19 protein-coding genes, 1 tRNA gene and 1 pseudogene are annotated in these 25,077 nt (G+C 66.6%); 6 read left to right on the forward strand and 15 right to left on the reverse strand.

Annotated features, from left to right (window positions below; genetic code table 11):
• Positions 1-8: 8 nt before the first annotated feature.
• The 4 genes from R5H29_RS10070 to ffh form a co-directional block, all read right to left on the reverse strand.
• Positions 9-611, reverse strand: a complete 603-nt coding sequence (locus R5H29_RS10070) for a suppressor of fused domain protein (RefSeq protein WP_332329128.1) — start codon at positions 609-611, stop codon at positions 9-11.
• Positions 612-739: 128 nt separating this feature from the next.
• Positions 740-1,522, reverse strand: a complete 783-nt coding sequence (locus R5H29_RS10075) for an aminotransferase class IV family protein (protein ID WP_332329129.1) — start codon at positions 1,520-1,522, stop codon at positions 740-742.
• Positions 1,519-2,595: a nitronate monooxygenase gene (locus tag R5H29_RS10080; protein WP_332329130.1), complete on the reverse strand. Its 1,077-nt coding sequence runs from the start codon at positions 2,593-2,595 to the stop codon at positions 1,519-1,521. Before R5H29_RS10080 ends, R5H29_RS10075 begins: the two co-directional genes overlap by 4 nt.
• A gap of 145 nt (positions 2,596-2,740) precedes the next feature.
• Positions 2,741-4,117 carry a signal recognition particle protein gene (gene ffh / locus R5H29_RS10085; RefSeq protein WP_010483267.1) on the reverse strand — a complete coding sequence of 459 codons (1,377 nt, stop codon included), beginning with the start codon at positions 4,115-4,117 and terminating at the stop codon, positions 2,741-2,743.
• 122 nt (positions 4,118-4,239) lie between these two features.
• On the opposite strand from ffh, the gene R5H29_RS10090 reads away from it, so the two are divergent.
• Complete coding sequence (locus tag R5H29_RS10090) at positions 4,240-5,034, forward strand: inner membrane protein YpjD (RefSeq protein WP_049446996.1); 795 nt, start codon at positions 4,240-4,242, stop codon at positions 5,032-5,034.
• 156 nt (positions 5,035-5,190) lie between these two features.
• Here R5H29_RS10090 and R5H29_RS10095 read toward each other — a convergent pair whose 3' ends face one another.
• The 4 genes from R5H29_RS10095 to radA form a co-directional block, all read right to left on the reverse strand.
• Entirely contained in the window at positions 5,191-5,655 is a 465-nt protein-coding gene (locus R5H29_RS10095) for a hypothetical protein (protein ID WP_019659269.1), read from the reverse strand.
• Between the two features lie 94 nt (positions 5,656-5,749).
• A complete protein-coding gene (locus R5H29_RS10100) occupies positions 5,750-8,056 on the reverse strand; it encodes a tetratricopeptide repeat protein (protein ID WP_019659270.1) in 2,307 nt (768 codons plus the stop codon).
• A 49-nt stretch (positions 8,057-8,105) separates the two neighbouring features.
• Positions 8,106-9,962 carry an ATP-binding protein gene (locus tag R5H29_RS10105; RefSeq protein ID WP_019659271.1) on the reverse strand — a complete coding sequence of 619 codons (1,857 nt, stop codon included), beginning with the start codon at positions 9,960-9,962 and terminating at the stop codon, positions 8,106-8,108.
• 202 nt (positions 9,963-10,164) lie between these two features.
• On the reverse strand, positions 10,165-11,541 hold the full coding sequence (gene radA / locus R5H29_RS10110) for a DNA repair protein RadA (protein ID WP_019659272.1): 1,377 nt from the start codon (positions 11,539-11,541) through the stop codon (positions 10,165-10,167).
• A 149-nt stretch (positions 11,542-11,690) separates the two neighbouring features.
• Here radA and R5H29_RS10115 point away from each other — a divergent pair.
• Positions 11,691-13,751, forward strand: a pseudogene (locus R5H29_RS10115) (putative bifunctional diguanylate cyclase/phosphodiesterase).
• 117 nt (positions 13,752-13,868) lie between these two features.
• On the opposite strand, the gene cyoD reads toward R5H29_RS10115, so the two are convergent.
• The 4 genes from cyoD to cyoA are packed head-to-tail and all read right to left on the reverse strand — an operon-like array spanning position 13,869 to position 17,885.
• Entirely contained in the window at positions 13,869-14,210 is a 342-nt protein-coding gene (cyoD, locus tag R5H29_RS10120) for a cytochrome o ubiquinol oxidase subunit IV (RefSeq protein ID WP_005415725.1), read from the reverse strand.
• Positions 14,210-14,848 (reverse strand): cytochrome o ubiquinol oxidase subunit III, encoded by a 639-nt coding sequence (cyoC, locus tag R5H29_RS10125; RefSeq protein ID WP_164144653.1) that lies wholly within the window; start codon positions 14,846-14,848, stop codon positions 14,210-14,212. Before cyoC ends, cyoD begins: the two co-directional genes overlap by 1 nt.
• On the reverse strand, positions 14,845-16,842 hold the full coding sequence (gene cyoB / locus R5H29_RS10130; protein ID WP_019659275.1) for a cytochrome o ubiquinol oxidase subunit I: 1,998 nt from the start codon (positions 16,840-16,842) through the stop codon (positions 14,845-14,847). The genes cyoC and cyoB overlap by 4 nt, the downstream gene beginning before the upstream one ends.
• Before the next feature lie 2 nt (positions 16,843-16,844).
• On the reverse strand, positions 16,845-17,885 hold the full coding sequence (gene cyoA, locus R5H29_RS10135) for a ubiquinol oxidase subunit II (RefSeq protein ID WP_014646391.1): 1,041 nt from the start codon (positions 17,883-17,885) through the stop codon (positions 16,845-16,847).
• A 316-nt stretch (positions 17,886-18,201) separates the two neighbouring features.
• Here cyoA and R5H29_RS10140 point away from each other — a divergent pair, with 316 nt between their 5' ends.
• On the forward strand, positions 18,202-18,837 hold the full coding sequence (locus R5H29_RS10140) for a GyrI-like domain-containing protein (RefSeq protein ID WP_134730337.1): 636 nt from the start codon (positions 18,202-18,204) through the stop codon (positions 18,835-18,837).
• Between the two features lie 13 nt (positions 18,838-18,850).
• A complete protein-coding gene (locus tag R5H29_RS10145) occupies positions 18,851-19,183 on the forward strand; it encodes a hypothetical protein (protein WP_019659277.1) in 333 nt (110 codons plus the stop codon).
• A 66-nt stretch (positions 19,184-19,249) separates the two neighbouring features.
• On the opposite strand, the gene R5H29_RS10150 is transcribed toward R5H29_RS10145, so the two are convergent.
• The 3 genes from R5H29_RS10150 to R5H29_RS10160 all read right to left on the reverse strand — a co-directional run bounded on the left by R5H29_RS10150 (position 19,250) and on the right by R5H29_RS10160 (position 23,347).
• A tRNA-Thr gene (locus R5H29_RS10150) sits at positions 19,250-19,325 on the reverse strand.
• Positions 19,326-19,383: 58 nt separating this feature from the next.
• Positions 19,384-20,379 (reverse strand): 2-hydroxyacid dehydrogenase, encoded by a 996-nt coding sequence (locus R5H29_RS10155; RefSeq protein ID WP_111101813.1) that lies wholly within the window; start codon positions 20,377-20,379, stop codon positions 19,384-19,386.
• Between the two features lie 97 nt (positions 20,380-20,476).
• Complete coding sequence (locus tag R5H29_RS10160) at positions 20,477-23,347, reverse strand: autotransporter outer membrane beta-barrel domain-containing protein (RefSeq protein WP_332329131.1); 2,871 nt, start codon at positions 23,345-23,347, stop codon at positions 20,477-20,479.
• A gap of 254 nt (positions 23,348-23,601) precedes the next feature.
• On the opposite strand from R5H29_RS10160, the gene R5H29_RS10165 reads away from it, so the two are divergent.
• Both R5H29_RS10165 and R5H29_RS10170 read left to right on the forward strand, forming a co-directional pair.
• Positions 23,602-24,111 carry an RNA polymerase sigma factor gene (locus R5H29_RS10165; RefSeq protein ID WP_332329136.1) on the forward strand — a complete coding sequence of 170 codons (510 nt, stop codon included), beginning with the start codon at positions 23,602-23,604 and terminating at the stop codon, positions 24,109-24,111.
• Positions 24,108-25,076, forward strand: coding sequence for a DUF4880 domain-containing protein (locus R5H29_RS10170; RefSeq protein ID WP_019659285.1), 969 nt, complete (start codon positions 24,108-24,110; stop codon positions 25,074-25,076). Before R5H29_RS10165 ends, R5H29_RS10170 begins: the two co-directional genes overlap by 4 nt.
• Position 25,077 lies beyond the last annotated feature (1 nt).

Below are 25,077 nucleotides of genomic sequence, written 5' to 3' on the forward strand. Positions count from 1 at the left end.
CGATAACGTCAACGTGCTCCAGCGACAGGCGCCCGATGCATGTCCAGCACATCTACCTCGTGCCGCTGCAGCAGGTCGTCAAATGCATCGCCGCCAATCCGCTCGACAAGTTGCCGCTCGGATTCGTGGATGGTGATGCACTGCAGCCAGTTGATCGCCACCGGCGGGAACTGCAGTCCCGGGAACCTGGCGTCATTCCAGAAAAAGGGCGGCACCAGATAGACGTGTGGCATCCGTGTCGATGGGAAGTAGTCCCGCAGGATGTCGGGAATCACGCTACCAGGCTGCACCGCCGCACGATCACGCATGATTGCGAAAGCCGTCGAGGCGACGATGTTGTCCCAATGCAGTGCGTCCTGTTCTGCACACGCGCAGAGCTCGACGCGCGTTTTCAGTTCGTGTCCCTCCGCATGACATAAAACAAAATCCGACAGACCGATGGACGAGATCGACTTCAGCCCTGCTTCCGGAGAGCTGAACGTCGTGAGGATATCGACCGAACGCAGGCGATGATCATCGTGAAAGGCCTGGACCCTGGGCCGCCCCTCACCGCCCATGATCTTGATTGCGTGCATCGCTACCGCGCGATGCTGCTCGGTGACCGTACTCATATCGGATTGGAACCCCGGTGCGTTGTTCGCTGCGGCGGCATCCGCCGGGCATGGCCCGGCGCTACCAGCTGCAACGCTTCAAGGTAGCGTGCGGCCATGCTTGGCGACCGGCAGCCCGCGCGCCTCGTTCAGGAGAGCGGCTGCCAGGCCACCGCCGCCAGCACCGCCCTGCCCTGTTCAGCCAGCGCCTGCGAGCCGGGCAGGACATGTCCGTCGATGGCCTCCAGTGCCCACAGGCCGCTGGCGTTGCAGGCAAAAGCGGCCTTCACACTGCCTAGTTCAGCCAGCGCCAACGGCCGCGTCAACTGCGCATCGGGCCAGTGCCGCTTCAGCAGCGCCTCAGCCGTACCGCGCAGGGCCGGCGCCTGCGGCCAGAGCAGCCGTTCACCATCGTGCACGGCCAGGTTCCAGGTACTGCCTTCACTCACTTCGCCATCGCCGGTCACGAACAGCACGTCGTCGAATCCTTCGGCCATCGCCGCGCGGCGCTCGGCGAACAGGCCGAAGGTGCCCACATGCTTGAGCTGCGGCAGCTCGCGCTGCCAGGTCACGCTGCGCACACGCTTGGAGGCGGTCAGCGTCACCGGCGCTGAAACCGCCACCAGCACGTCCACCGCCACCGCCGCCAGCGGATTGCGGAAATCGAAGCGGCGCGAGTACACCGTCACCCGCAGCGAGGCATCGGCCAGGCCGGCCTGCCGCAACGCCTGCGCCATCCAGCCCTGCACCTGCGCCGTATCCAGTTTGCTGCCGAACAGTTCGCGCGTGGCCTGCGACAGCCGCGCCAGATGCAGGTCCAAGCCCTGCGCTGCGCTGTCGCGCACTTGCAGCGAAGTGAAGTGGCCGTAGTTCACCAGCGCCGGCAGCAGATCCTCCACCTGCGCCGCCCGGCCGTTGCAGCTCACCATCATGGCAAAAGTGCCTGCGCCTGCTCCCACATGCCGCGCAGCACGTCGGCGGCCGGCTGCGCCGGCGCCATCCACGCCGACTGCCCGGCCCAGGCCTGCATCGCCGCCAGGCGGTTTTCCTGCGCGGCCTGCTTGCGCATCGGCGCGGTCAGCCCACGCTGCACTGGGTATGGACGCGGCGCGGGGGCTCCTTCTGCGGCAGCGGCGCGCACATAGGGTGTCGCCAGGCCACGACCCAGGCGACCGCTGAAGGCACGGGTCGGCCAAGTGTCTTCCGGTTCGCTGTCGGCCAGCCCATCAGCCCACGCCGAAGCGATCGCCGCTTCGGGCGTGCGCAGGAAGGCGGTGCCGATCTGCACGGCGCTGGCCCCCAGCGTGAGTGCGGCAGCGATGCCACGGCCGTCGGCGATGCCGCCTGCGGCAATCACCGGAATCTGCAGGTGATCGGCCAGGCGCGGCAGCAGTGCGAACAACCCGACCAACTGGCGCTCGGCCATCGCCGGATCGAACGCGCCACGATGGCCGCCGGCCTCCGCGCCCTGCGCCACCACCGCATCGGCACCGGCGTCCTGTGCCGCGCGCGCTTCGGACAAGGTGGTGGCACAGGCGATCCAGGCGATGCCGGCGTCCTTCAGCTGCTGCACGTGATGCGGCAACAGCACGCCCATGATGGTCGAGGCGACCGCCGGGCGCGCGGCCAGCAGTGCGGCGAACTGTTCTTCGAAGTCGGCGGGCGTGGCGTCGGCGGCACTGGCGGGCACGTCCGGGCCCCACTGCGCGAGGAAGGCGCGGCTGGCGGCTTCGGCGGCAACATCACGGGTCGGTGCGGGATCGGGCACCCACAGGTTCACCTGGGCCGGGCCGGTCGAAGCGGTGCGGAATTCGTCCATCCAGCGACCGATATCGGCCGAAGAGGACAACACCGCGCCCATCGCGCCCATGCTGCCGGCGTTGGCCAGCGCGGCCGACAACGGCACCGGGCAGGCGCCGGCCATCGGTGCCAGCAGGATCGGAACGGAAACGTCAAAGCGCCGGCAGAACGCCTCGACGCGGGAAGATACAGCGGAACTCTGCATGACGGCCCATCGTTTCGGACAGGCCCCCATGGTGCGCGCAGGGCGGGGGTAGAGTCGAGCCTGCCCGGCGGCTTGTTGCGTCGCCTGCGCGCCGCCGCCCGAGCACAGGCTCGGGCGCTACATCGGACTGCGACCGGGGCCGTCATCAACGGAACGGCATGCCGCGGCCACCCATGGCGCCCATCATGCCCTTCATGCTGCGCAACATGCCCTTCATGCCGCCGCCGGCCATCTTGCTCATCATCTTTTCCATCTGCATGTACTGCTTCATCAGCTTGTTGACGTCGGCCGGTGTCACGCCCGAGCCCTTGGCAATGCGCGCGCGACGCGAGCCGTTGAGCAGGTTCGGGTTGCGCCGTTCCTTCTTGGTCATCGAGTTGATGATGGCGATCATGCGCGGCACTTCCTTGCCCTGGCTGACCTGCTGCTTCAGATGATCGGGGATGTTGCCCAGGCCCGGCAGCTTGTCCATCAGGCCACCGATGCCACCCATGTTCTGCATCTGCTCCAGCTGGTCGCGCATGTCGTTCAGGTCGAACTTCTTGCCCTTGGCGACCTTCTCGGCCAGCTTGGCCGCCTTGTCCTTGTCGACCTGCTGCTCGACCTGCTCGACCAGCGACAGCACGTCGCCCATGTCGAGGATGCGGCTGGCGATACGGTCGGGATGGAACACGTCCAGGCCTTCCGGCTTCTCGCTCACACCGACGAACTTGATCGGCTTGCCGGTGATGTAGCGCACGCTCAGCGCGGCGCCGCCGCGGGCGTCGCCGTCGGTCTTGGTCAGCACCACGCCGGTCAGCGGCAGCGCATCGCCGAAGGCCTTGGCGGTGTTGGCCGCGTCCTGGCCGGTCATGGCGTCGACCACGAACAGCGTTTCAGCCGGATTCACCGCCGCGTGCAGGGCCTTGATCTCGGCCATCATCGCTTCGTCGATGGCCAGGCGGCCGGCGGTATCGACCAGCAGCACGTCGACGAACGACTTGCGCGCGTCGTCGATGGCGGCGCGGACGATGGCCTCCGGCTTCTGGTCGGCGCTGGACGGGAAGAACAGCACGCCGACCTGCTCGGCCAGGGTCTTGAGCTGCTCGATCGCGGCCGGGCGGTAGACGTCGGCCGACACCACCATCACCTTCTTCTTGCGCTTTTCCTTCAGGTGCTTGGCCAGCTTGCCCACCGTGGTGGTCTTGCCGGCGCCCTGCAGGCCCGCCATCAGGATGATCGCCGGAGCGGGCACATTGAGGTTCAGGTCGCTGGCCTCGGCACCCATCACCGCGGTCAGCTCGTCGCGCACGACCTTGATCAGGGCCTGGCCCGGGGTCAGCGACTTCAGCACTTCCTGGCCGACCGCACGCACCTTGATGCGCTCGATCAGGGCCTGCACCACCGGCAGCGCGACGTCGGCTTCGAGCAGCGCGATGCGTACTTCGCGGGTCGCCTCGCGGATGTTCTCCTCGGTCAGGCGGCCGCGGCCACGCAGGCGCTCGATGGTGCCGGAAAGGCGCTGGGTCAGGGACTCGAACATGCGGCGCAACCTGTCTGAAAGCGGGGGACAATAAGGCAGACAGTATAACGGGTCCGGCTGTCCGCCCGGACTGCGACCACCGGGCCGTCGCCAGCATCACAGGGGTATGCGAAACTGGAACGATGACAATCGTTCTCATCGCCGTCCTGCTCTACCTGGCTGCCAGTGCCCTGCTGGTGCGTGCGCTCGGCCGCGATGAAAGCACCGGCTCCCCCACCTGGCTGTGGCCGGCCCTGCCAGCGATGCTGCTGCATGGCGGTTACCACGTGATGGTGGCGATGCGCACCAACGGCGGGCCGGACATGCACTTCTTCGCCGCGCTGTCGCTGGTCGGCCTGGGCATGGCCTGGCTGACCTCGCTGGTGGGCGCGCGCGGCCGCATGTCGGCGCTGGGCGTGGTGGTGTTCCCACTGGCCGCGGTACTGCTTCTGGCCTATCACGGCTACGGCCACGAGCCGAGCAAGGTGCTGGGCTGGCGCCTGGCCAGCCACGCATGGCTGGCGCTGCTGGCCTACGCCACGCTGAGCATCGCCGCGCTGCTGGCGATCATGCTGTGGCTGCAGGAGCGCGCGCTGCGCCGCCGCGAGTTCCGGCCATGGCTACGCGCGCTGCCACCGCTGGCCGACCTGGAGTCGCTGCTGTTCCGGGTGATCACCGTCGGCTTCGCGCTGCTGACCCTGACCCTGGTCACCGGCGTACTGTTCGTCGATGACCTGCTGGCGCAGAAGCTGGTGCACAAGACCGTGCTGAGCGTGCTGTCGTGGATCGTGTTCGGCGTGCTGCTGATCGGCCGCCGCCGCTACGGCTGGCGCGGCATGAAGGCGGTGCACTGGACGCTGGCGGCGATGCTGTTGCTGCTGCTGGCGTTCTTCGGCAGCCAGTTCGTGATCGAGCTGGTGTTCGGGCATACGCGATAGGCCGTGTGCCGACCAACGGTCGGCACCAACCCAGGTACTGCAGGCCACCGGCCGTTCCCACCCACCCCGGTACTGCAGGCCACCGGCCGCCCCCACCCCCCCTGGTAGTGCCGGCCGCTGGCCGGCAGCCACGCAATGCGCGGACGCTGCCGCCGGTCAGGGAATCGGCTGCGCCAGGATTTTCCGGACCGAACGACCGCTGTTGGTGAGGATGTCATCAACCTGCCAGCACCCCTGCCCCTGGCGCACCATCGGCAGGCGGGTCAGGTAAGCCTTCTTCCACACCGAGTAGCGCATCTCAACCTGGCCGGCGGTGGCCGACGCCTCTTCCCAGCTGTAGCGCACCGGCGTTTCGATGTCGCCGTCCTGCGCATCCAGCCACGGATCGGAATCGATCGTGCAGATGCCCTCCTCGCGCTGTTGGCAGGCGCGCTCATCACGCAGCGCCTTGCCGAAGGCCACGCTGACCAGCGCGGCCGGCGGCTCCAGCAGATCACCGTTGCCGGTCGTCGCCTCGTAGAAAGCGCGGGCGACAGCCGCAGGCTCCTGGCAGGCGGGTGCGGCCTGTGCTGCTGGCGCCAGCAGCAGGCCGGCAATCATCAACATCCCTGTCTTTCGCATGTCCAATCCCTTTGGTCGTGATGGCGATCTCTTGTAGAGCCGAGCCCATGCTCGGCTGCGTTCCAGCATAAGCCGAGCGCAGGCTCGGCTCTACTTACAGCCCGTAACGCTCGATCACGTCCAGGTGCGGCTGGCGGTCCTGGTCACAGGCCTCGGCAAGCCGCAGCCAGCAATGCGGATGCGGCCACGTCGCGGTCTGCTGCTGGAGGAAGCGGTGCAGTGCCAGCGGTGCATGGTCCTGCGGCTGGGCCACCGTGAACAGCAGGCCCGGCAGCGTCCCCTCCTCCACATCGGGGTCGGTGACGGTGTAGTCCGGTCGACTGTGTGACCACACCTTCCAGCCCTGTGCTTCGGCCGCCTCGACGAAGGCGTTCCAGGCCTCTTCGCCCGGGTGCGCGCCATCGATCATCCAGCTGCGGGCGAAGCCGCCGCGCTCCAGCACATGCACCTGCGAGTAGGTCGGGATGAAATGCTCGCGAGCTTCCTCCTCCTCGGGTGCCGGATGCACCAGCGCGGCATCGAACACCACCCAGTCGCCCACCTGCTGGGCGCGGTTGGACGGCGCGTTCTCGACGATGCGCGCGGTCACCGGACCGCTGCGACGGGCGTAGTACTCCATCGGCTCGCCGTTTTCTTCGCTGCGGATGATCACCCAGCCCCACGGCTCTTCGACTACGCCCTGCTGGCTGGACAATTCCATGCCAAGCGCCGCCGCCGAGCGGCGCACGGCGTCCCAGTCGCGCGCCGCGCTGGCTGCGCTCATGTGGTCCCAATGCGCGGCATTGGGCTCCTCCAGCAGCTCCACCAGCTGTGCATAACAGGCCTGGGCGTCGCTGAAACGGCCGGTTTCCATGTACATACGCGCCAGCGTGCCGCGCGCGCCGTGCGAGCCCGGAGACAGCTCCAGAAGCGATCGGGCCGCCTGCTCCAGCGCCGGCCAGTCGGACACGCGGCGTGCACGCTGCACCTCGCACCAGTGCGCGAACACCGGCACGCTGCCGCGATAGAGATCGGCCAGCTGGCGCAGTCCGTCGTCATCGCCCTGTTCGGCCAGCCAGCGCATCAGCGTGTAGGCCGCGGGGCCATCGTGCTGCGCATGGCCGCGCACGAACCGCCACAGCAGCGACCGCGCCTCGGCCTGCGCGCCGCAGGCATTCAGTGCCGAGGCGGCCATGTCGGCCAGCGCCTCGTCATCGGGCAGCTCGGCATGCGCCTGCAGCAACCACTGCGCTTCGCGCTCGGGATCGCGCGACTGGTTCTGTTCGCCCTGCGCGTCCAGCCATGCCAGCAGCTCGCCGGCCGGCACCGGCAGCGGCGCGGCGTCCGGCAATGCCTCGATGCGCGCGGCCAGGCCGGCCACCAGGGCCGCGGCACCACGGTCCTGGCGCAGCTGCGCCAGATGGGTGCGGGCCAGTTCCAGCTGCCGCAGTGCGACCCAGCGCGCGCCACGCTGCAGCGCCAGCTCCAGGCTCAGCGCCGCCACTTCGATCAGCAGGCGATGCGAACCAACCCGGGCGAAGTGCTCGATGATCGTGTTGAAGCGCGTGCCCAGGTCCCAGCTGTTGCGCGCCGGATCCCGCTGACAGAGCGCTGCCGCGGTGTTTGCCCACAGCCGCCAGTAGTTCGGGGTCAGTTCGCTCCACGGCACCAGCTGCTGCAGCGCCTCTTCGTCGCGGCCCAGCTGGGCCAGCGCCCAGGCCTTGGACAGGCGGCGCGGCACCGTGCAGTTGGCCGGCTCGTACTCTCCGGACGCAGCAACTTCGGCCTCCCGCTTTTCGATCAGCGCCAGTGCCTCATCGGCACGGCCCATGCCCAGCAGGATCTTGATCTGCATCTCCGGGAAGCTGTCGAACACTTCCTTGCCACAGGCCTCCACGGCATCGGCCTGCACCTGCAGGTAATCCAGTGCCGCCTGGCCACGGCCATCATCAAGCAGCGCATCGGCCTTCTCGCAGCTCAGGCACTGGAAACAGGCCCAGCTCGGGTCGATGCGACCCAGTGTTTCATCGCAGACCTCGATGCGCTCGGGCACCCAGCCCGGGCCATCGATGTTGCCGTAGCAGGCGGCCAGGTCCTGGGTCACGCAGATCGACTGCGGGCATTCCAGCGTGTCCTCGCGGTGCGCGCGTTCAAACAGCGCTACGGCTTCGCCGAGTGCGCTTTCGCCTTCCACGCGGTTGCCGACGCGGTTGCGCAGCGCCCAGTGGCCGACATAGACGTCAACCCACGGGTTGTCCAACGCCTTGCCCAATGCGCGCGCTTCGGGCAGCAGCGCATCGACGCGGTCGATCTGCAGTTCACTGACCTCGTCGGCGAGACGGTTCAGCAGGTGCGCGTTCTGCGCCTGGCCGGCCTGGCGCAGGTCACCCTGCAGCTTTTCGACCCAGTTCCAGATGTCCATGGGGGTAATTGCTCCTGTCTAGCGAAGGCTGGATGAGAAGGTGCGGTGCTCAGCGCAGCATCTGCTGCAGGGCACCGGCGATATCGGTAAACGCGCCGTTGAGATCCGGGCCGGGCGTAGCGTTCGCGCGTGCCAGCGGGCGGCCCTGCGCGGCGACGATGACTTTCAGCGAGCGCAGCAGGCGGGCTGCGGCCTCGGCCTGCGGATGGCCCTCGCGCTGGGCGCGCAACAGCGCCTGCACCGCCGGGTTGTCGAGGTTGAGGTACAGCCGCGATGGTGCGCGTGATTCGATGCGCGCGGTGAACTGGCGCGCCAGGCGCAGCGCCGCCATCGATACGCGCTTGTCGTTCTCGTCGTCTTCCAGGCGCTGCTTCAGCTCGGCCTCGCGGTCGGGCACCACCACCACCGGCAGCGCCTCCGGGCTGAAGCGTGCCGGCAGCAACTGTTCGCCGTCACCCAGTTGTTCGCGCAGCCAGGCCAGCTGCGCCTCGTCGAGGCTGTCATCACTGCGGAACAGCGCACGGTTGCCCTGCTCGGTACCCAGCTCGACCAGGCGCAGGCCCTTGGCCTGTGCCCAGCGTCGCAGGAACGGCACCACCGCGTAGCGATGGCCATGCGCGACCGGTACGCCCATCGCGCGGAACAGCATCTCTTCAAAGCCACCGCCGTTGTCGAGGATGACATGCACGGCACCGCGCGCCGGCAACGCGCTGGCCGGCAGGTCGCCCTGCGAGGTCGGCACCCGCACATGCTCCATCAGCAGTTCGAACAGGCGCTCATCGCACAGTGCCGCACCCAGCAGGGCCTCGTTGTGGCGGGTCAGCACGCGCCGCCAGGCTTCCGGCTGCTGTTTCGCGACGTCGGCCAGGCCGTCGATCAGCGCCTCCAGCAGTGCATGCTGCACCGCGCGGTACTGGTCATCGCGCTGCAGGTCTTCGCGGCTGGCGGTGGGCGTCAACCGCGAGGATTCGATCACCCCGCCGATGAAACCGGCCCACGGCGGCAGCAGGTCGCGCGCGTCGTCATCCAGCAGCATGCCGCGCACGAACACCGACAGGTTGCGGTTGTCGCTGGTGCCATAGGTGGCGCCGTCCTGCACCCACAGCAGGCCGGTGGCATCGCTGTTGCCATCGGCACGCAACGGCACGGTGACGATCGGCTCGAAATCATGCTCGAACCGCGCGGCGAACTGCAGCGCCTGGCGGCGGGCCTGCACCGGATGCACGGCAACATCCCCCTGATCGCGCCACGGTGGCGGCTCGGGATTGATCGCCTCGGTCGCAGCGCCAATGAAGATCGGCTCGGACAGCAGCGCGCAGTAGCGGCCCAGCACCTCGTGCAGGCGCGCCTCGTTGGCCAGCGGCAGGAAATCAGGATGCAGCTCCAGCTCCACCTCGGTGCCGACCGCACGTGCCGGCACTTCGCTTACCGTGTACTGCTCGGCATTGCTGGACACGTACAGATGGCCCAGGTCCGGGGTCTGGTACGAGGTGGTGCGCACGCTGACCCGGCGCGCCAGCACGAAGGCCGACAGGAACCCGAGGCCGAACATGCCGATCAGGCCCTCATCGTCCTCGCCGCCCTGGCGCAGGCCACGGGTATAGCCGACGCCGACGGTGGCCAGGTAATCGTGGATCTCCTGGCGGGTCAGGCCGGCACCGGTATCGGAGATGCGCAGCACGCCGGCACCGGCATCGACCTGCACCGAGATGCGCGACGGCACTGCGACGCCGGGCTGTTCGATGCGGCGGCGGATGATCGAGTCGTGCGCGTTCTGCACCAGTTCGCGCAGCGCCACCACCGGGGTGGAATACAGGTGCTTGCCCAGCACCGTCATCAGTCCATTGAGATCGACCCCGGCGCGACGGATCTCGGCGTTGGGGGTGGTGAGCGCGGTGTCCTGCATGTAATCGTTTACTCCTGGGCACGGAAAGACGCCAGAGGGCGTCTTCGTCGAGCGGGAAAAACTAGCACAGTGAAGCTGACCGTTACTGCATTGGACACTTGTAGAGCCGAGCCCATGCTCGGCTGCTGTTCGACCACCAGTCGAGCATGGCTCGACTCCACAGTAAGCAGCCGAGCGTGGGCTCGGCTCTACAGGGCTGGCATCATGCCGCGTCGATAGCCTCGGACAGCCGCTCCACCGCGATCACTTCCATGCCTTTCACCGAGCCGCCCTTGGGCGCGTTGGCCTTGGGCACGATGGCGCGCTTGAAACCATGGGTGGCCGCCTCGCGCAGGCGGTCCTCGCCATTGGGCACCGGGCGGATCTCGCCGGACAGGCCAACCTCGCCAAAGGCAATCGTCTTTTCCGCCAGCGGCCGATCCTGCAGCGACGACAGCACCGCCAGCAGCACCGGCAGGTCGGCGGCGGTCTCCTGCACGCGGATGCCGCCGACCACGTTGACGAACACGTCCTGGTCGCCGACCAGCACGCCGCCGTGCCGATGCAGCACCGCCAGCAGCATCGCCAGGCGGTTCTGCTCCAGGCCGACCGCGACACGGCGCGGGTTCGACAGCGGCGATGCATCGACCAGCGCCTGCACCTCCACCAGCAGGGGCCTCGTGCCCTCGCGGGTGACCATCACGCAGCTGCCCGGCTGATGGGTGCTGCCGCCGGACAGGAAGATGGCCGATGGATTGGAGACTTCCTTCAGGCCCTTGTCCCCCATCGCGAACACGCCCAGTTCGTTCACCGCACCAAACCGGTTCTTGAAGGCGCGCAACAGGCGGAAGCGGCTGCCGCTCTCGCCTTCGAAGTACAGCACCGCATCAACCATGTGCTCCAGCACGCGCGGGCCGGCGATGCCGCCCTCCTTGGTGACGTGGCCGACCAGGAACACCGCAGTGCCGGTTTCCTTGGCAAAGCGCACCAGCCGTGCCGCGCTCTCGCGCACCTGGCTTACGGAGCCGGGCGCCGCGGTCAGCGTTTCGGTCCACAGGGTCTGCACCGAGTCGGCCACGATCAGCCGCGGGCCGGCCTTGGCCGCGTGCTGCAGGATCGACTCGACGCCGGTCTCGGCCAGCGCATTGACGCCGTCCAGCGGCAGCTCCAGGCGATGCGCACGGCCAGCCACCTGGGCCAGCGACTCCTCGCCGGTGACGTACAGCACTGGCAGTTCAGCGGCCATCTTCGCCACCGCCTGCAGCAGTAGCGTCGACTTGCCGATGCCCGGGTCGCCGCCCACCAGCACCACCGCGCCTTCGACCAGGCCGCCGCCCAGCACGCGGTCGAACTCGCCGATGCCGGTGGAGACCCGGCGATGCTCGGTCTGCTCCACGTCTTTCAGCGCGGTGATCTTCGGCGGGTCGATCTTCCCGGCCCAGCCGGCCCGCCGCGAGGCCGGCGCCTTGGCCGCCGCCGCGCTCTCCAGCACGATCTCCGACAACGAGTTCCAGGCGTTGCACTCGGTGCACTGCCCCTGCCACTTGCTGAATTCGGCGCCGCATTCATTGCAGACGTAGGCGGTGCGGGCTTTTGCCATCGGATGATTTCCAGCAATGGGAACAGGCGTGGCAGGATAGCCGAGCCGGGTCGCAGGTGCTGCGACCGCTCAAGTCCCGTCCACCCGCGCCGATAGCTGTCGCGGGCGTGCGCCTTGCGGGCGCCCCTCCCTCTCCCTCTGGATTCAACATGACTGGCAGTTACAGTCAGAGCCTGGTCGCCATCTCGCTGCTGGTGGCCATTTTTGCTTCGTACACGGCGCTGGACATGGCCGGCCGCCTGGCCACGGCCGAGGGGCGCGTGGCACGCTGGTGGCTGGCGGGTGGCGCGGCGGCCATGGGCCTGGGGATCTGGTCGATGCATTTCATCGGCATGCTGGCCTTCGACCTGCCGATTCCGGTCGGCTACGACCTGGGCATCACCCTGTACTCGCTGGCCGTCTCGATCGGCGCTTCGGCCTATGCGCTGTGGCTGGTGTCGCGCTCCAGCCTGCCGTGGCGGCGGCTGCTGGCCGGTGCGGTACTGATGGGCCTGGGCATTGCCACCATGCACTACCTGGGCATGGCCGCGATGCGCATGCAGCCGGGCATCGACTATCACCCCGGCTGGTTCGCCGCCTCCATTGCGGTGGCCATCGGTGCCGCAGGTGCAGCGTTGTGGATCGCCTTCCGGCTGCGCGCCGAGCAGCGCAACACCCTGCTGCTGCGCGCGCTCGCATCGCTGGTGATGGGCCTGGCCATCGTCGGCATGCATTACACCGGCATGGCGGCGGCGCGCTTCCCCGAAGGCAGCATCTGTGGCGCCGTCGGCAGCGGCGGCGTCGACACGCGCTGGCTGGCGGTGCTGGTGATCGTCACCACCGTGGCCACGCTGGGCATCGCCCTGGTGGCCTCGCTGTTCGACCGGCAGATGCGCGTGCGCACCGGGCTGCTGGCCGATTCGCTGGCGCACGCCAACGACAAGCTGATCCAGGCGGCACTGCACGACCCGTTGACCCAGCTGCCCAACCGCATGCTGCTGCAGGACCGCATCGAGCAGGCCATCGAGAAGGCGCGGCGACGCAATCATGCGGTGGCGGTGATGTTCTGCGACCTGGATGGCTTCAAGGCGGTCAATGATGCCTTTGGCCACCAGCTTGGCGACCGCCTGCTGGTGGCGGTGGCGCAGCGCATCGGCGGCCTGCTGCGCCCGCAGGACACGTTCGCCCGCCTCGGCGGCGACGAGTTCGTGATCGTGCTGGCCATCGATATTCCCGACGATGCGGTGGTGGTGGCCGAGCGCATCATTGCCGCCGCCGGTGAGCCGTTCACGCTGGATGCGGCCGAACTGCAGGTCAGCGCCAGCCTGGGCATCGCCCTGTACCCGGACGACGCCAGCAATGAGCGCGAACTGATGGCGCACGCCGATGCGGCGATGTACCACACCAAGGAAACCGGGCGGAACGGCTATACCTTCTTCACTCCCTCGATGCAGCTCAGTGCCAATCGCCAGCTGCGCCTGCTGCAGGACCTGCGCAAGGCCATCGCCCGCAACGAACTGATCCTGCATTACCAGCCCAAATTCCCGGCCGCGGGCGCACCGGCTACCGGCGCCGAGGCGCTGCTGCGCTGGCAGCACCCGGAGCTGGGGCTGCTGGCGCCGGATGTGTTCATTCCGATCGCCGAACGCAGCGGCCTGATCCTGCCGATCGGTGACTGGGTACTGGACCAGGCCTGCGCGCAACTGCGGGCATGGCACGATGCCGGGCATGCGGAATGGACCATGGCGGTGAACCTGTCGCCGCTGCAGTTCGCCTCGCCGGCACTGCTGGACAGCGTGCGCGAGGTGCTGGAGCGGCACCGGATCGAACCGGCACGGCTGACCCTGGAGATCACCGAGACCACGGCGATGAAGGACGTCGATGCCAGCCTGGCCATCCTCAACGACCTGACCACGATGGGCGTGCACATCGCCATCGACGACTTCGGCACCGGCTATTCCAGCCTGCTGTAGCTCAAGCGCATGCCGGCCACCGAACTGAAGATCGACCGCGCGTTCGTTCGTGATCTGGAATGCAACGACGAAGATGCCGCCATCGTGTCGTCGATCATTGCGCTGGGCCGCACCCTGCAGTTGCAGGTGGTGGCCGAAGGCGTGGAAACGCAGGCGCAACGCGAGTACCTGAGCGAGCTGGGCTGCGACCAGCTGCAGGGCTACCACCTGGGCCGGCCGATGGAGGCAGAGGAGTTCCTGCGCCGGGTGGCGGGGTAAAGCCGGCCGCTGGCCGGCGTCCCGCAATTGCCGGCCAGCGGCCGGCACTACCGGACAACGGAAAACCAGAAAGGCCGCCCGAGGGCGGCCTTTCTGCGTGGCAACGTCGCGAGGACGTCAGTGCATCATGTGCACGTTCATGTTGTGCATGACCCACAGGGTGCCGATCACGATGATGCCGATCACCACGACGGTGAAGGCCGCCGCGTTGACGTTCCAGCGGCTTTCCGAAGAGCGGTCCAGGTGCAGGAAGAACACCAGGTGGACCAGCATCTGCAGCACCGCGGTGACCGCGATCACCACACCGTTGACGGTGCGCGAGAAATCGCCCGACATCACCATCCAGAACGGGATGACGGTCAGCACCACCGCCAGCACGAAGCCGATCAGGTACGACTTCACGCTGCCGTGGCTTTCGCCGCCGGTGCCGTGGTCGTGTGCATGGTTGTCATGTGCCATTACAGCGCTCCATTGAGGTAGACGACGGAGAACACGCCGATCCAGATCAGGTCCAGGAAGTGCCAGAACAGGCTCAGGCACGCCATGCGGGTCTTGTTGGTCGCGGTCAGGCCGTACTTTTTCAGCTGCACGAACATCACCAGCAGCCACAGCAGGCCCGCGCTGACGTGCAGGCCGTGGGTACCGACCAGGGCGAAGAACGCCGACAGGAAGGCACTGCGGTCCGGACCGTAGCCCTGATGGATCAGATGCTGGAACTCCCACACTTCCATGCACATGAAGCCGAAGCCCAGCAGCCAGGTGATGCCCAGCCACAGGTACATCTGGCCCATCTGCTTGCGGTGCATGGCAATCATGCCCAGGCCGAAGGTCAGCGACGAGGTCAGCAGCAGCGCGGTTTCCCACGCCACGAACGGCAGCTCGAACAGGTCCTTCGCGGTGGGGCCACCATCGGTACCGCCTGCCAGCACCACGTAGGTGGCGAACAGCGAGGCGAAGATGAGGCAGTCGCTCATCAGGTACACCCAGAAACCGAAGACGGTGTTGCCGCCGGTGTCGTGGTGCTCGTGGTCGTCATGGCCATGGGCCGCCGCGTGTGCGGCGTGCCCAGGGCTCAGGGTCGAGGTATTGGTGCTCATGCCTTCAGCTCCGACTTCACCAGGCCCTGGGCTTCCAGGTGCTTGCGGTGTGCGTTCTCGATGCGTTCCACCTCGGCGGCCGGGACCCAGTAGTCCACGTCCTGGTCGAAGGTGCGGTAGATGAACGTGGCGATCATGCCGACGAAGCCGACGATGGCCAGCCACCAGATGTGCCAGATCATCGCGAAGCCGAACACCAGACTGAAGGCACCGATGACAACGCCCGTGCCGGTGTTGCGCGGCATGTGGATGTCGGTGTACTTGGCCGGCTTCGGCCAGGCTTCACCACGCTGCTTGCGTTCCCAGAAATCGTCCAGCTCGGTGACGTCCGGCAGGGTCGCGAAGTTGTAGAAGGCCGGCGGCGAGGAGGTTTCCCACTCCAGCGTACGGGCATCCCACGGGTCACCGGTCAGGTCCACGGTCTTCTTGCGGTCGCGGATCGACACGGCCACCTGGATGATCTGGCACAGGATGCCGGCGCCGACGATGAACGCACCGCAGGCAGCAACCAGCAGCAGCGGCTCGTAGGCCGGGTTGACGGTGCTCTGCAGGCGACGGGTCATGCCCATGAAGCCCAGCACGTACATCGGCATGAAGGTCACGTAGAAGCCGATGAACCAGCACCAGAACGCGCACTTGCCCCAGAACTCATTGAGGCGGAAGCCGAACATCTTCGGCCACCAGTAAGTGATGCCGGCGAACATGCCGAACACCACGCCGCCGATGATGACGTTGTGGAAGTGGGCGATCAGGAACAGGCTGTTGTGCAGCACGAAGTCGATGGCCGGGATCGCCAGCATCACGCCGGTCATGCCGCCGATGACGAAGGTGACCATGAAGCCGATCGTCCACAGCACCGGGGTGGTGAAGTGCACGCGACCGCGGAACATGGTGAACAGCCAGTTGAAGATCTTCACGCCGGTCGGGATCGAGATGATCATCGTCGTGATGCCGAAGAAGGCATTGACGTTGGCACCCGAGCCCATGGTGAAGAAGTGGTGCAGCCACACGATGAACGACAGCACGCCGATGCAGGCGGTGGCGTACACCATGCCCTTGTAGCCGAACAGCGCCTTGCGCGAGAACGTGGCGATGACTTCGGAGAACACACCGAACGCCGGCAGGACCAGGATGTACACCTCCGGGTGACCCCAGATCCAGATCAGGTTGATGTACAGCATGGCGTTGCCGCCACCATCATTGGTGAAGAAGTGCGTACCCAGGTAACGATCCAGGGTCAGCAGCACCAGGGTGATGGTCAGCACCGGGAAGGCAGCGACGATCAGCACGTTGGTCACCAGGGCAGTCCAGGTGAACACCGGCATCTGCATCAGCTTCATGCTGGGGGTACGCATCTTCAGGATGGTGATGAAGAAGTTGATACCACTCAGCGTGGTACCCAAACCCGCCACCTGCAGGCCCCAGATGTAGTAGTCCATGCCGACGCTTGGACTGTATTCGATACCCGACAACGGCGGGAACGCCAGCCAGCCGGTGGCGGCGAACTCACCGATCCACAGCGACAGCATGATCAGCACCGCGCCCGCCACGAACAGCCAGAAGCTGAGCGAGTTGACGAACGGGAACGCAACGTCACGCGCACCGATCTGCAGCGGCACGGCCAGGTTCATCAGGCCGGTGATCAGCGGCATCGCCACGAAGAAGATCATGATCACGCCGTGGGCGGTGAAGATCTGGTCGTAGTGGTGCGGCGGCAGGTAGCCCTCGGACCCGCCGACGGCGAGCGCCTGCTGGGTGCGCATCATGATGGCGTCGGAGAAGCCGCGCAGCAGCATGACGAAGGCGACGATGAGGTACATCACGCCGATCTTCTTGTGGTCCACCGAGGTGAACCACTCCTTCCACAGATAGCCCCACAGCTTGAACTTGGTGATCAGGGCGACGACGCCCAGGCCACCCAGCACCGCGCCGACCAGGGTGGTCAGCACGATCGGATCGTGGGGGATCGACTCAAGAGAGAGTTTTCCCAACATGTTCATTCTCCCGAACCCGCGTGGCCGGCATGGCCTGCGTGTTCGTGTTCGTTGGCATCCAGGTTTTCACCCGATTCCTTGGAATCATGCGCATCACTGGGGGCGTGGCCCTCGTGCGCTTCATGGGTGGCGGCGTCGGCAGCGGCGGCACCGGCATGCGAGTGCTTCATGCCGTAATGCTTGTTGTCGCCCATGTGCTTGGCGATGACCCAGTCGAACAGGCCTTCTTCGGTCTTGCCGAAGTAGGTGACCGGATACCACTCGGCGTTGCGTGCTTCGCCCAGGGCCTTGAACGAGGCCTTGTCCAGGGTCTGCTCGCCGGCGCGGACCTGGTCCAGCCACTGGCGGTATTCGGCATCGGTGACCGAGTAGGCGGTGAAGTGCATCTTGGCGAAGCCCGCGCCGCTGTAGTGCGAAGACATGCCCGGGAATTCACCGGTCTCGTTGGCGATCAGGTGGAGCTTGGTCTCCATCGCAGCCATCGAGTAGATCATGCTGCCCAGGTGCGGGATGAAGAACGCATTCATCACCGAATCGGACGTGATCTTGAAGTTCAGTGGCGTGTTGACCGGGAACTTGATTTCGTTGACGACCGCCACCTTCTCTTCCGGATAGATGAACAGCCACTTCCAGTCCAGCGAGATCGCCTCGATGGTGACCGGCTTGACGTCCGAATCCAGCGGACGGTACGGATCCAGTGCGTGCGACGAGCGCCAGGTCAGGACCGCCAGGACCAGCACGATCATGCACGGGATCGACCACACCACCACCTCGATCGCCGTCGAGTGGGACCACTTCGGCTCGTAGCGGGCCTTGGTGTTGGAGGCGCGATACTTCCACGCGAACGTCAGGGTCATGATGATGACCGGGATGACGACCAGCAGCATGAGCACGGTGGCCGTGATCAGCAGGGTCTTCTCATCCTGGCCGATCTGGCCCTTCGGACTGAGGATGGCCACGGCATCGCAGCCGGTGAGCATCACCAGCAACGACAGCAGCAGGCCCGGGCGCAACCAGCGCCCAAGGGTTTTCAACGGAATCATCGGTCGATCCAATTGCGAGGGAATGCCGTTCCCCGTCCCTGCCTGTTCCGGCCAAAGCCGGTCCCACCGGTCCGGAAGACAGGCAGGCAGGTGGGGTCGAGTCAGCCTTTCAATTTTAGGCCGTCACCCATCATTTAAGAAAGGCATTGACATTGATCGAGCGCAGGAAAGGCCCGATTCTGGCTGCGACACGTTGTCGCACCGCGCACGCACGATGGCATCGGCCGGTGATCCGCCGCGCTCGGCAAAGTCGCCTGAACAGATTCAGGTGCGCGGACAGACAGGAACATGGGATGCTCCAGGCAGGAGGGACGCCATGGACAAGATCGACTTCAAGAAGCGCGACCGGGCGCTGTACCAGCCCCCGGCAGGCCGGTTCGTCCAAGTGGAGGTGCCGCCGTTGCCCTACCTGATGATCGACGGCCGCGGCGACCCGAATACCGCCCCGGCTTACCTGCAGTCGGTGCAGTGGCTGTATGCAGTGAGCTATGCACTGAAGTTCGCGCTGAAGGCCGAGGGCCGGGACTACGTAGTGCCGCCGCTGGAAGCGCTTTGGACCGCCGACGACCCGGCGAGCTTTGTGGCACGCCGCAAGGACGAGTGGTCGTGGACGGTGATGATCCGTACGCCGGATGGGATCAGCCCAGGGCAACTGGAGACCGCCATCGCCAAGGCGACGAAGAAGCTGGGCGAGACACCGGCTGGCCTTCGTCATAGGGTGCTTGAGGAAGGCCTCTGCCTGCAGACCCTGCATGTGGGCGCCTACGATGACGAAGGCCCGATCCTGGCTCATCTGCACGACGAACTGATGCCTTCGCTGGGCTACACCTTTGCCGGCCCCCACCATGAGATCTACCTGAGTGATCCGCGAAAGACCGACGCGGCGAGATTGAAGACCGTGCTGCGGCAACCGGTGCGGGCGGTTGGGCCTGACGAGGGTTCTCGCGCATGACCCGAGGAACGTCATGCGCATGATCGAACGACTGCTGCGCTGGACCACCCTGCCCGCCGGGCGCCGGCTGATGGCCGTGCTTGGGGCTACGCTGGTGATCGTGCTGGCCTGCAATCCGGATCTGCTGCCGTTGTTGCCGCTGGTGGATGCGTCGGGACTGGACGTACTGATGCTGTTGCTGGGTGCGCAGGTGGTCGCGGTGCTGCCATGGGTACGCGAGCGGGCCAGCCGCGGGACCAGAGTGCTCGCACGCCTGCTGATCGGCGCATTGGCGGGAGCAGCGGGTGGTTATCTCCAGCAGCTGGCGTGGTGGCTGGCGAAGGATGCGGGGATGGCGCGGCGTTGATGGCGTCGCGCCGCCAATCGGCCAAACAAAAAGCCCCGGCCAAAGGCCGGGGCTTTTCATTGCAACTGGTGCCGGAAACAGGAGTCGAACCTGCGACCTACGCATTACGAATGCGCCGCTCTACCAACTGAGCTATTCCGGCGGAGCCCGCGATTTTACGGGCTGGGCGCCCCGGCGGTCAATCCACCCGGCTCAGCCCGCTACACCCGGTTCGCACACACCCGCCCCTCGGCAAAGTCCCGCAGGTTCCCCAGCGTGATCGCCGAGATCTCCTGCAGCGCCTCCACGGTGAAGAAGCCCTGGTGGCCGGTCACCAGCACGTTGGGGAAGGTCATCAGGCGCTGGAAGGCCTCGTCGTCGATGATCTCGCCGGACAGGTCCTGGAAAAACAGCGCGCTTTCCTGCTCGTACACGTCGATGGCCAGATGACCCAGCCGGCGCGCCTTCAGCGCGCGGATCACCGCATGGGTATCGACCAGTGCGCCGCGCGAGGTATTGACCAGCATCGCGCCCGGCTTCATCCGCGCCAGCGACGCGTCATTGATCAGGTGGTGGGTCTCAGGCGTCAGCGGGCAATGCAGCGACACGATGTCGGCACGTGCCAGCAGTTCATCCAGCCCGACCCTATCGCCGATTCCGCCGAACGCAGCCGACGGATACGGGTCGTGTCCCAGCACGATGCAGCCCATGCCCTTGAAGATGCGCGCAGTGGCCAGGCCGATCTTGCCGGTACCGACGATGCCCACGGTGCGGCCATGCAGGGTGCGCCCGAGCAGGCCATCGAGCATGAAGTTGCCTTCGCGCACCCGGTTGTAGGCGCGATGGGTCTGCCGATTGAGGGTCATCACCAGCGCCAGCGCATGCTCGGCCACGGCTTCAGGCGAATAGGCCGGTACGCGTGCGACGAACAGATCCAGCGCTTTTGCAACCGCCAGATCCACGTTGTTGAAACCTGCGCATCGCAGCAGCACGGCCCGCACCCCGACCGCATGCAGGGCGTGCAGTACCGGCGCATCCAGGCGGTCGTTGACGAACACGCATACGGCTGCGCAATCCTGCGCCAGCGCCGCCGTGTGCACGTCCAGCGCCACATCGAAGTACACGAACGCAAAGCCGTCCCCAGCTGCATCGCGCTGGTTCGCCTCATCAAGGAAGCGGCGGTCGTAGGGACGGGCACTGAAGACGGCGATCTGCATGGATGGGCCTGGGTGGAATGCCATACCGACCATACCGCAGCAGCGCCCGCGTTGGGATGGCACCGGCGATGCCGTCATCGCCGGTGCCGGGTGCCACTTAGAACCTGTAGCCCAGGCCCAGCATCACGCCGTTCTGGATCTGCCCGTCGCGGCGCTCGCCCACGTAATCGGCCATGATCGACAGCCGCTCGCTGGCACGGCTGGTCACACCCAGGTTCCAGGCCAGCACCTGCTCGCCCACCGCCTGGCTGCTGGCGCCGAACACCAGATCCGGAGCTGCGGCGAAGCCGGTGCTGTAGCGGGCCTGCGAATCGCCCAGCTCCTTCTGCCAGACCACCCGGGCGCGCGGGGTGATGCGCTCACCGTTGTTGCCTTCGAAGGTCTTGAACAGCTGCAGGCCCGCACCCACGCGGATGCTCTCCAGGCTGCCACTGCGGCCAACCAGCGCACCGGCGCCCTGCCCTTCGTTGAAGCGGGTGGCCGAAGTGCGCGCGTAGTCCACCACCGGCAGCAACGGCTGGATCACCAGGCCCTTGCCGGTGGTGAACGAGAACGCATGTTCAACACGTGCGGAGATCGCATCGTTGCTGTACTTCGCGCGCAGGGGCTGCTGCAGGCCATCGATACCGCCGATGCTGCGACGGGTGTCATGCCGCAGATCGGTGTAGCGCACGGCCGCCGACAGATAGCCGCGCGCGTACGTCGCATCGAGGTAACCGCCCACGTCCAGCGCGCGCACATCACCGGTGAAACCAGAGCCATCGCTGGCCTTGGTCGACATGTCCGCCGCGGCCACGCTGACGCCCAGGGTCACGCGGTCATCGGCCACGCGGGTGTCGGCACCGACCACGATGCCGCCGATGTTGTGGCTCAGGCCGGCCACGCCACCGTCGGCATCGATGCGGCCATGGCTGGCGAAACCACGTGCCCAGATGCCATGGCTGCGTCCGGCGTCACCGCTACCCGCAACGCTGCCCGGCGCCGGTTCGACCAGGTGCATCGCCAGCTGGTTGAACAGGCTGCCATGGCGCATGCCCGGCTGGGAGGAGACCGACTGCGCCACCTGCGAGGCCAGGCCATCGGCATCGCCGCCGCTGCGCATGGCCGACTGGTGCTGCTGCACGACGTTGCCGATGCTGCCCACCAGTGCGGTGTCTGCCAGGCGCAGGCTGGCGTGCGCATCACCGCGCAGGGCACCGGCCTGTTGTGCGATCACATCGCGGTCGGCGAACTGCAGTGCGCCCAGCAGCGATCTCAGCCCCTTGTCCTGGCGATCGGAGGCCGTCGCCAGCGCACGGCCCAGGCCGTCGCCGGACGTACCGTTGGCGAACAGGCCCAGCTGGTCAAAGCCGGGGTTGGCGGTCAGCCACAGGCCGTCGGCCGTCTGCTTCACGTTGAAGCTCAACAGCGAATTGTGGCGGGGACGGAACACATCACCGCTGATGCTGGCACCGTAGCCGGTGTCACCCAGGCGCACGGCCTCTTCGAAGCCACCCTGGTAGATCGGGCCCTCAACCAGATCACGACGGAAATCCTGGCCGTAGTAGCCCTGCGCCACGTTCAGTTCGAGGAAGGCACCCTTGGAGATCACCAGTGCCCCCTCGGTCTGCTCGTCATCGAAGAAGGTACCCACGCGCAGGCGGCCTGCAGCGGTGCCGCCATTCTCTGTAACGTCGAACAGCACCTTGCCGCCCGGCATGATGTTGACGTAGCCATGGGTGACCAGGTCGCCACCGCGCGGCATCAGCGTGCCGAACACGCGCAGGCGGTTGAAACCGTCTTCGCGGTACGACGGGCCGGTGCCGTCCAGCAATGCAGCGCGGTCCATCGCAGTACCCGCCACGTCGCCATGGCCGACCAGCATGCCTGCGCCGAGCACGCGCACTTCCGATGCGCGCAGGGCACCGCCTTCCAGCGCGATGGTGCCGTTGTCGACCAGCATGAAATCCGCACCCGTCGTCGCGGACGTGCGCCAGGTGGCGCCGTTGCTCACCCGGATCACGCCCATGGCGTTGTCCAGCGTGGAGACATCCAGATCAGCCAGCCGCAGCTTGGACAGCAACAGGTCCTGGATGTCCGGGTCACTGAGGTAACCCTGCACCGACAGCGCACCGATGCCCTGCGGACCCTTGCTGGATGCGTTGTAGATGCTCTGCGCGAGATTGATGTAGGTGGATCGCCAGTCGGTATTCCAGCGCGCGAAATCATCATCGACGAACGCCTGCAACTGGCGTCCGGTACGCAGGTAGCCGGGGTTGATGTCGCCGGTCACGTTGGCGGTGACATTCAAGGTGTCGCCCGGATCGCGGTACCCGTTCGCGGTGATGATCCTGTTGCTGTAGATATCCTGGCCGGGGAACGACTCCAGCTTGCTGCCACTGCCATCGGGGTCGAAAGTGACCGAGGAACCGGTGCTGCGTGCCGGATCGCGAAACACCAGCAGGCCGTTCGGCTTCACCACTTCGTACATGGCCTTGTGCAGCAGCCCGGCATCCATGCCACCACCGTAGTTGCCGGTGTAGATCTGGGTCATGCGCGGCGACGGCGTGTAGATCACCTTGCCGCCGCTGCTGGCCGCGTGGATCTGCACCGAGTCGATGAGCGGCAGATCGCCGGCCAGATAGCGTTCGACGCCACCAGACTGCATGATCGAGCAGGACGAGATGCAATTGCCGGACACGATGGTGTTCAGTCCGGAAGTGCGGATGATGCCCTGCAGCCACTCGCCGGCGATCAACGCACCACCGTTGGACGTGCGCAGCACCACCTCGCGGACCGGCCGGCCTTCGGCCTGCGCCTTGGCCAGCAGTGCCGGCAGGGACACCACGTCGGCGTAGGTCACATCGCCACTCAGGAAGATGCGATCGCCCTGCACGTGATAATTCATTGCCATGACGTCATCCACCACGGATATGGCGGCAACGCCCATCAGCCCGGCCAGGGCCAGGCTCAACGTCGAATACTTCATGTGCTCTCTCTCCACCCGCAACACGCGGATGGAGCGATCAACGCCACAGCGGGGTGATCTCCCCCAGTGGAACGGATCCTAAAAAATGAATACATTCACAATGGGAATTCGATCGATGCACACTCTTCCCCATCCGGTCATCGTCGCGTAAAACTCGACGACGCATTCGCCACCCACCGTCGAGGCCAGCCCTGTCCACCCCGTCTCCCCTGCTCCATCGCGCGCCGGAGCTACCCGCACCTGCGGATGCCTTCATCGCGTTCGTGCGCGAAGAGCGCGCACCGCTGTGCGCGTTCCTGCGCACGCGGGGGGTTGGGCCTGAGGATGCGGAGGATATCGCGCAGGACTGCATGGAGCGGCTGATCCGCTACCGCGCACAGGGTCCGGACGAACTGCGCCTGCTGCTGTATCGTATCGCCCGCAACCGCCTGGCAGACCGCGGCCGCTCACCGCTGTCGCGGCCGCATCTGCCGCTGGCCGAACACGATGGCAGCGACGAACCGTCCAGTTCCTCGCCCGATCCATTGCGCCAGGCCGAGTCGGGGCAGATGCTGTCCCTGCTGCGGCAGGCCCTGTTCAAGCTGCCCGAACGCGCACGCGAGGTCTATCTGCTCAACCGCATCACCGGCATGAGCTACACGCAGATCGCGCGGCATTGTGGAATTACTGCCAAGACCGTGGAAAAACATATCGCCCGCGCCCTGCAGGGCCTGCGTCGGGAGTTGGGATCGGATCCACTGCACAACGACAGGGACGGCCAATGAGTGGCACCCCGCACAGGGATGATGCACAGCTGTTTGAACGCGCCAGCGCCTGGGTAGCCCGCCTGGAAGCCCCGGACTGCACATCGGCCGAACGCGAAGCGTTCGAGGACTGGCTGGCCGAAGATCCGGCCCACGTCAAAGCCTGGGTGCAGGCCGAAACCCTGTTCCAGAAGGGCGCTGGGCTTGCGGCTGACCCTTGGCTGCGGACCGCTGCGGCACGCGCGGCGCGTCCGCCGCGCCGGCGCTGGTTGCCGGGCGTGGCCGCTGCTGCCGGTGTCTGCATGGCGATCGGCATCGGCTGGATGGCTGCCGTCGACGGCAACCCGACGCCACAGGTCTACGCCAATGATTCGCACCAGCCACAGCAGCAGACACTGGCCGATGGCAGCGTCGCCATGCTGGATGCTGGCACCACTCTCCGCGCCCGCTTCGGCTGGCGCCATCGTGAGCTGGTGCTGGAGCAGGGCCGGCTGCAACTGCAGGTCGCACCGTCGAACAAGGCGCTGCAACTGCGCGCCGGCGACAGTACGATCCGCGACATCGGCACGACCTTCCAGGTGGAACGCCTGCGCGACGGCCTGGTCGAGGTCGCGCTGCTGGAAGGTGCCGTCGAAGTCAGCAGCGGCGCAGCGCAGCACACGCTGGCGCCCGGCCAGCAGCTGCAGGTTCTGCCTTCCGGCCGTATCCAGCCAGGCCCTGCCCTCTCCTCCACTGCCGCCGCTGAAGGCTGGCTGCAGGGGCAACTGGTGTTCGATGCCACCCCCCTGTCGATCGTGGTCGAACGCATGAACCGTTACGGCCGCACGCCGCTGGTGATCGCCGATCCTGAGATCGCCAGCCTGGCCGTGAGCGGTACCTTCCGTGCCGGCGATGCGCAGGAACTGCTGTCGGCGCTGGAACTGGGGTGGTCCGTGGCTGGCCAGACGCGTCCGGATGGCGCGCTGGAACTGCGCCGCACGTACTGAG

Source organism: Stenotrophomonas sp. A3_2, from assembly GCF_036624925.1.
Lineage (GTDB): Bacteria > Pseudomonadota > Gammaproteobacteria > Xanthomonadales > Xanthomonadaceae > Stenotrophomonas > Stenotrophomonas hibiscicola.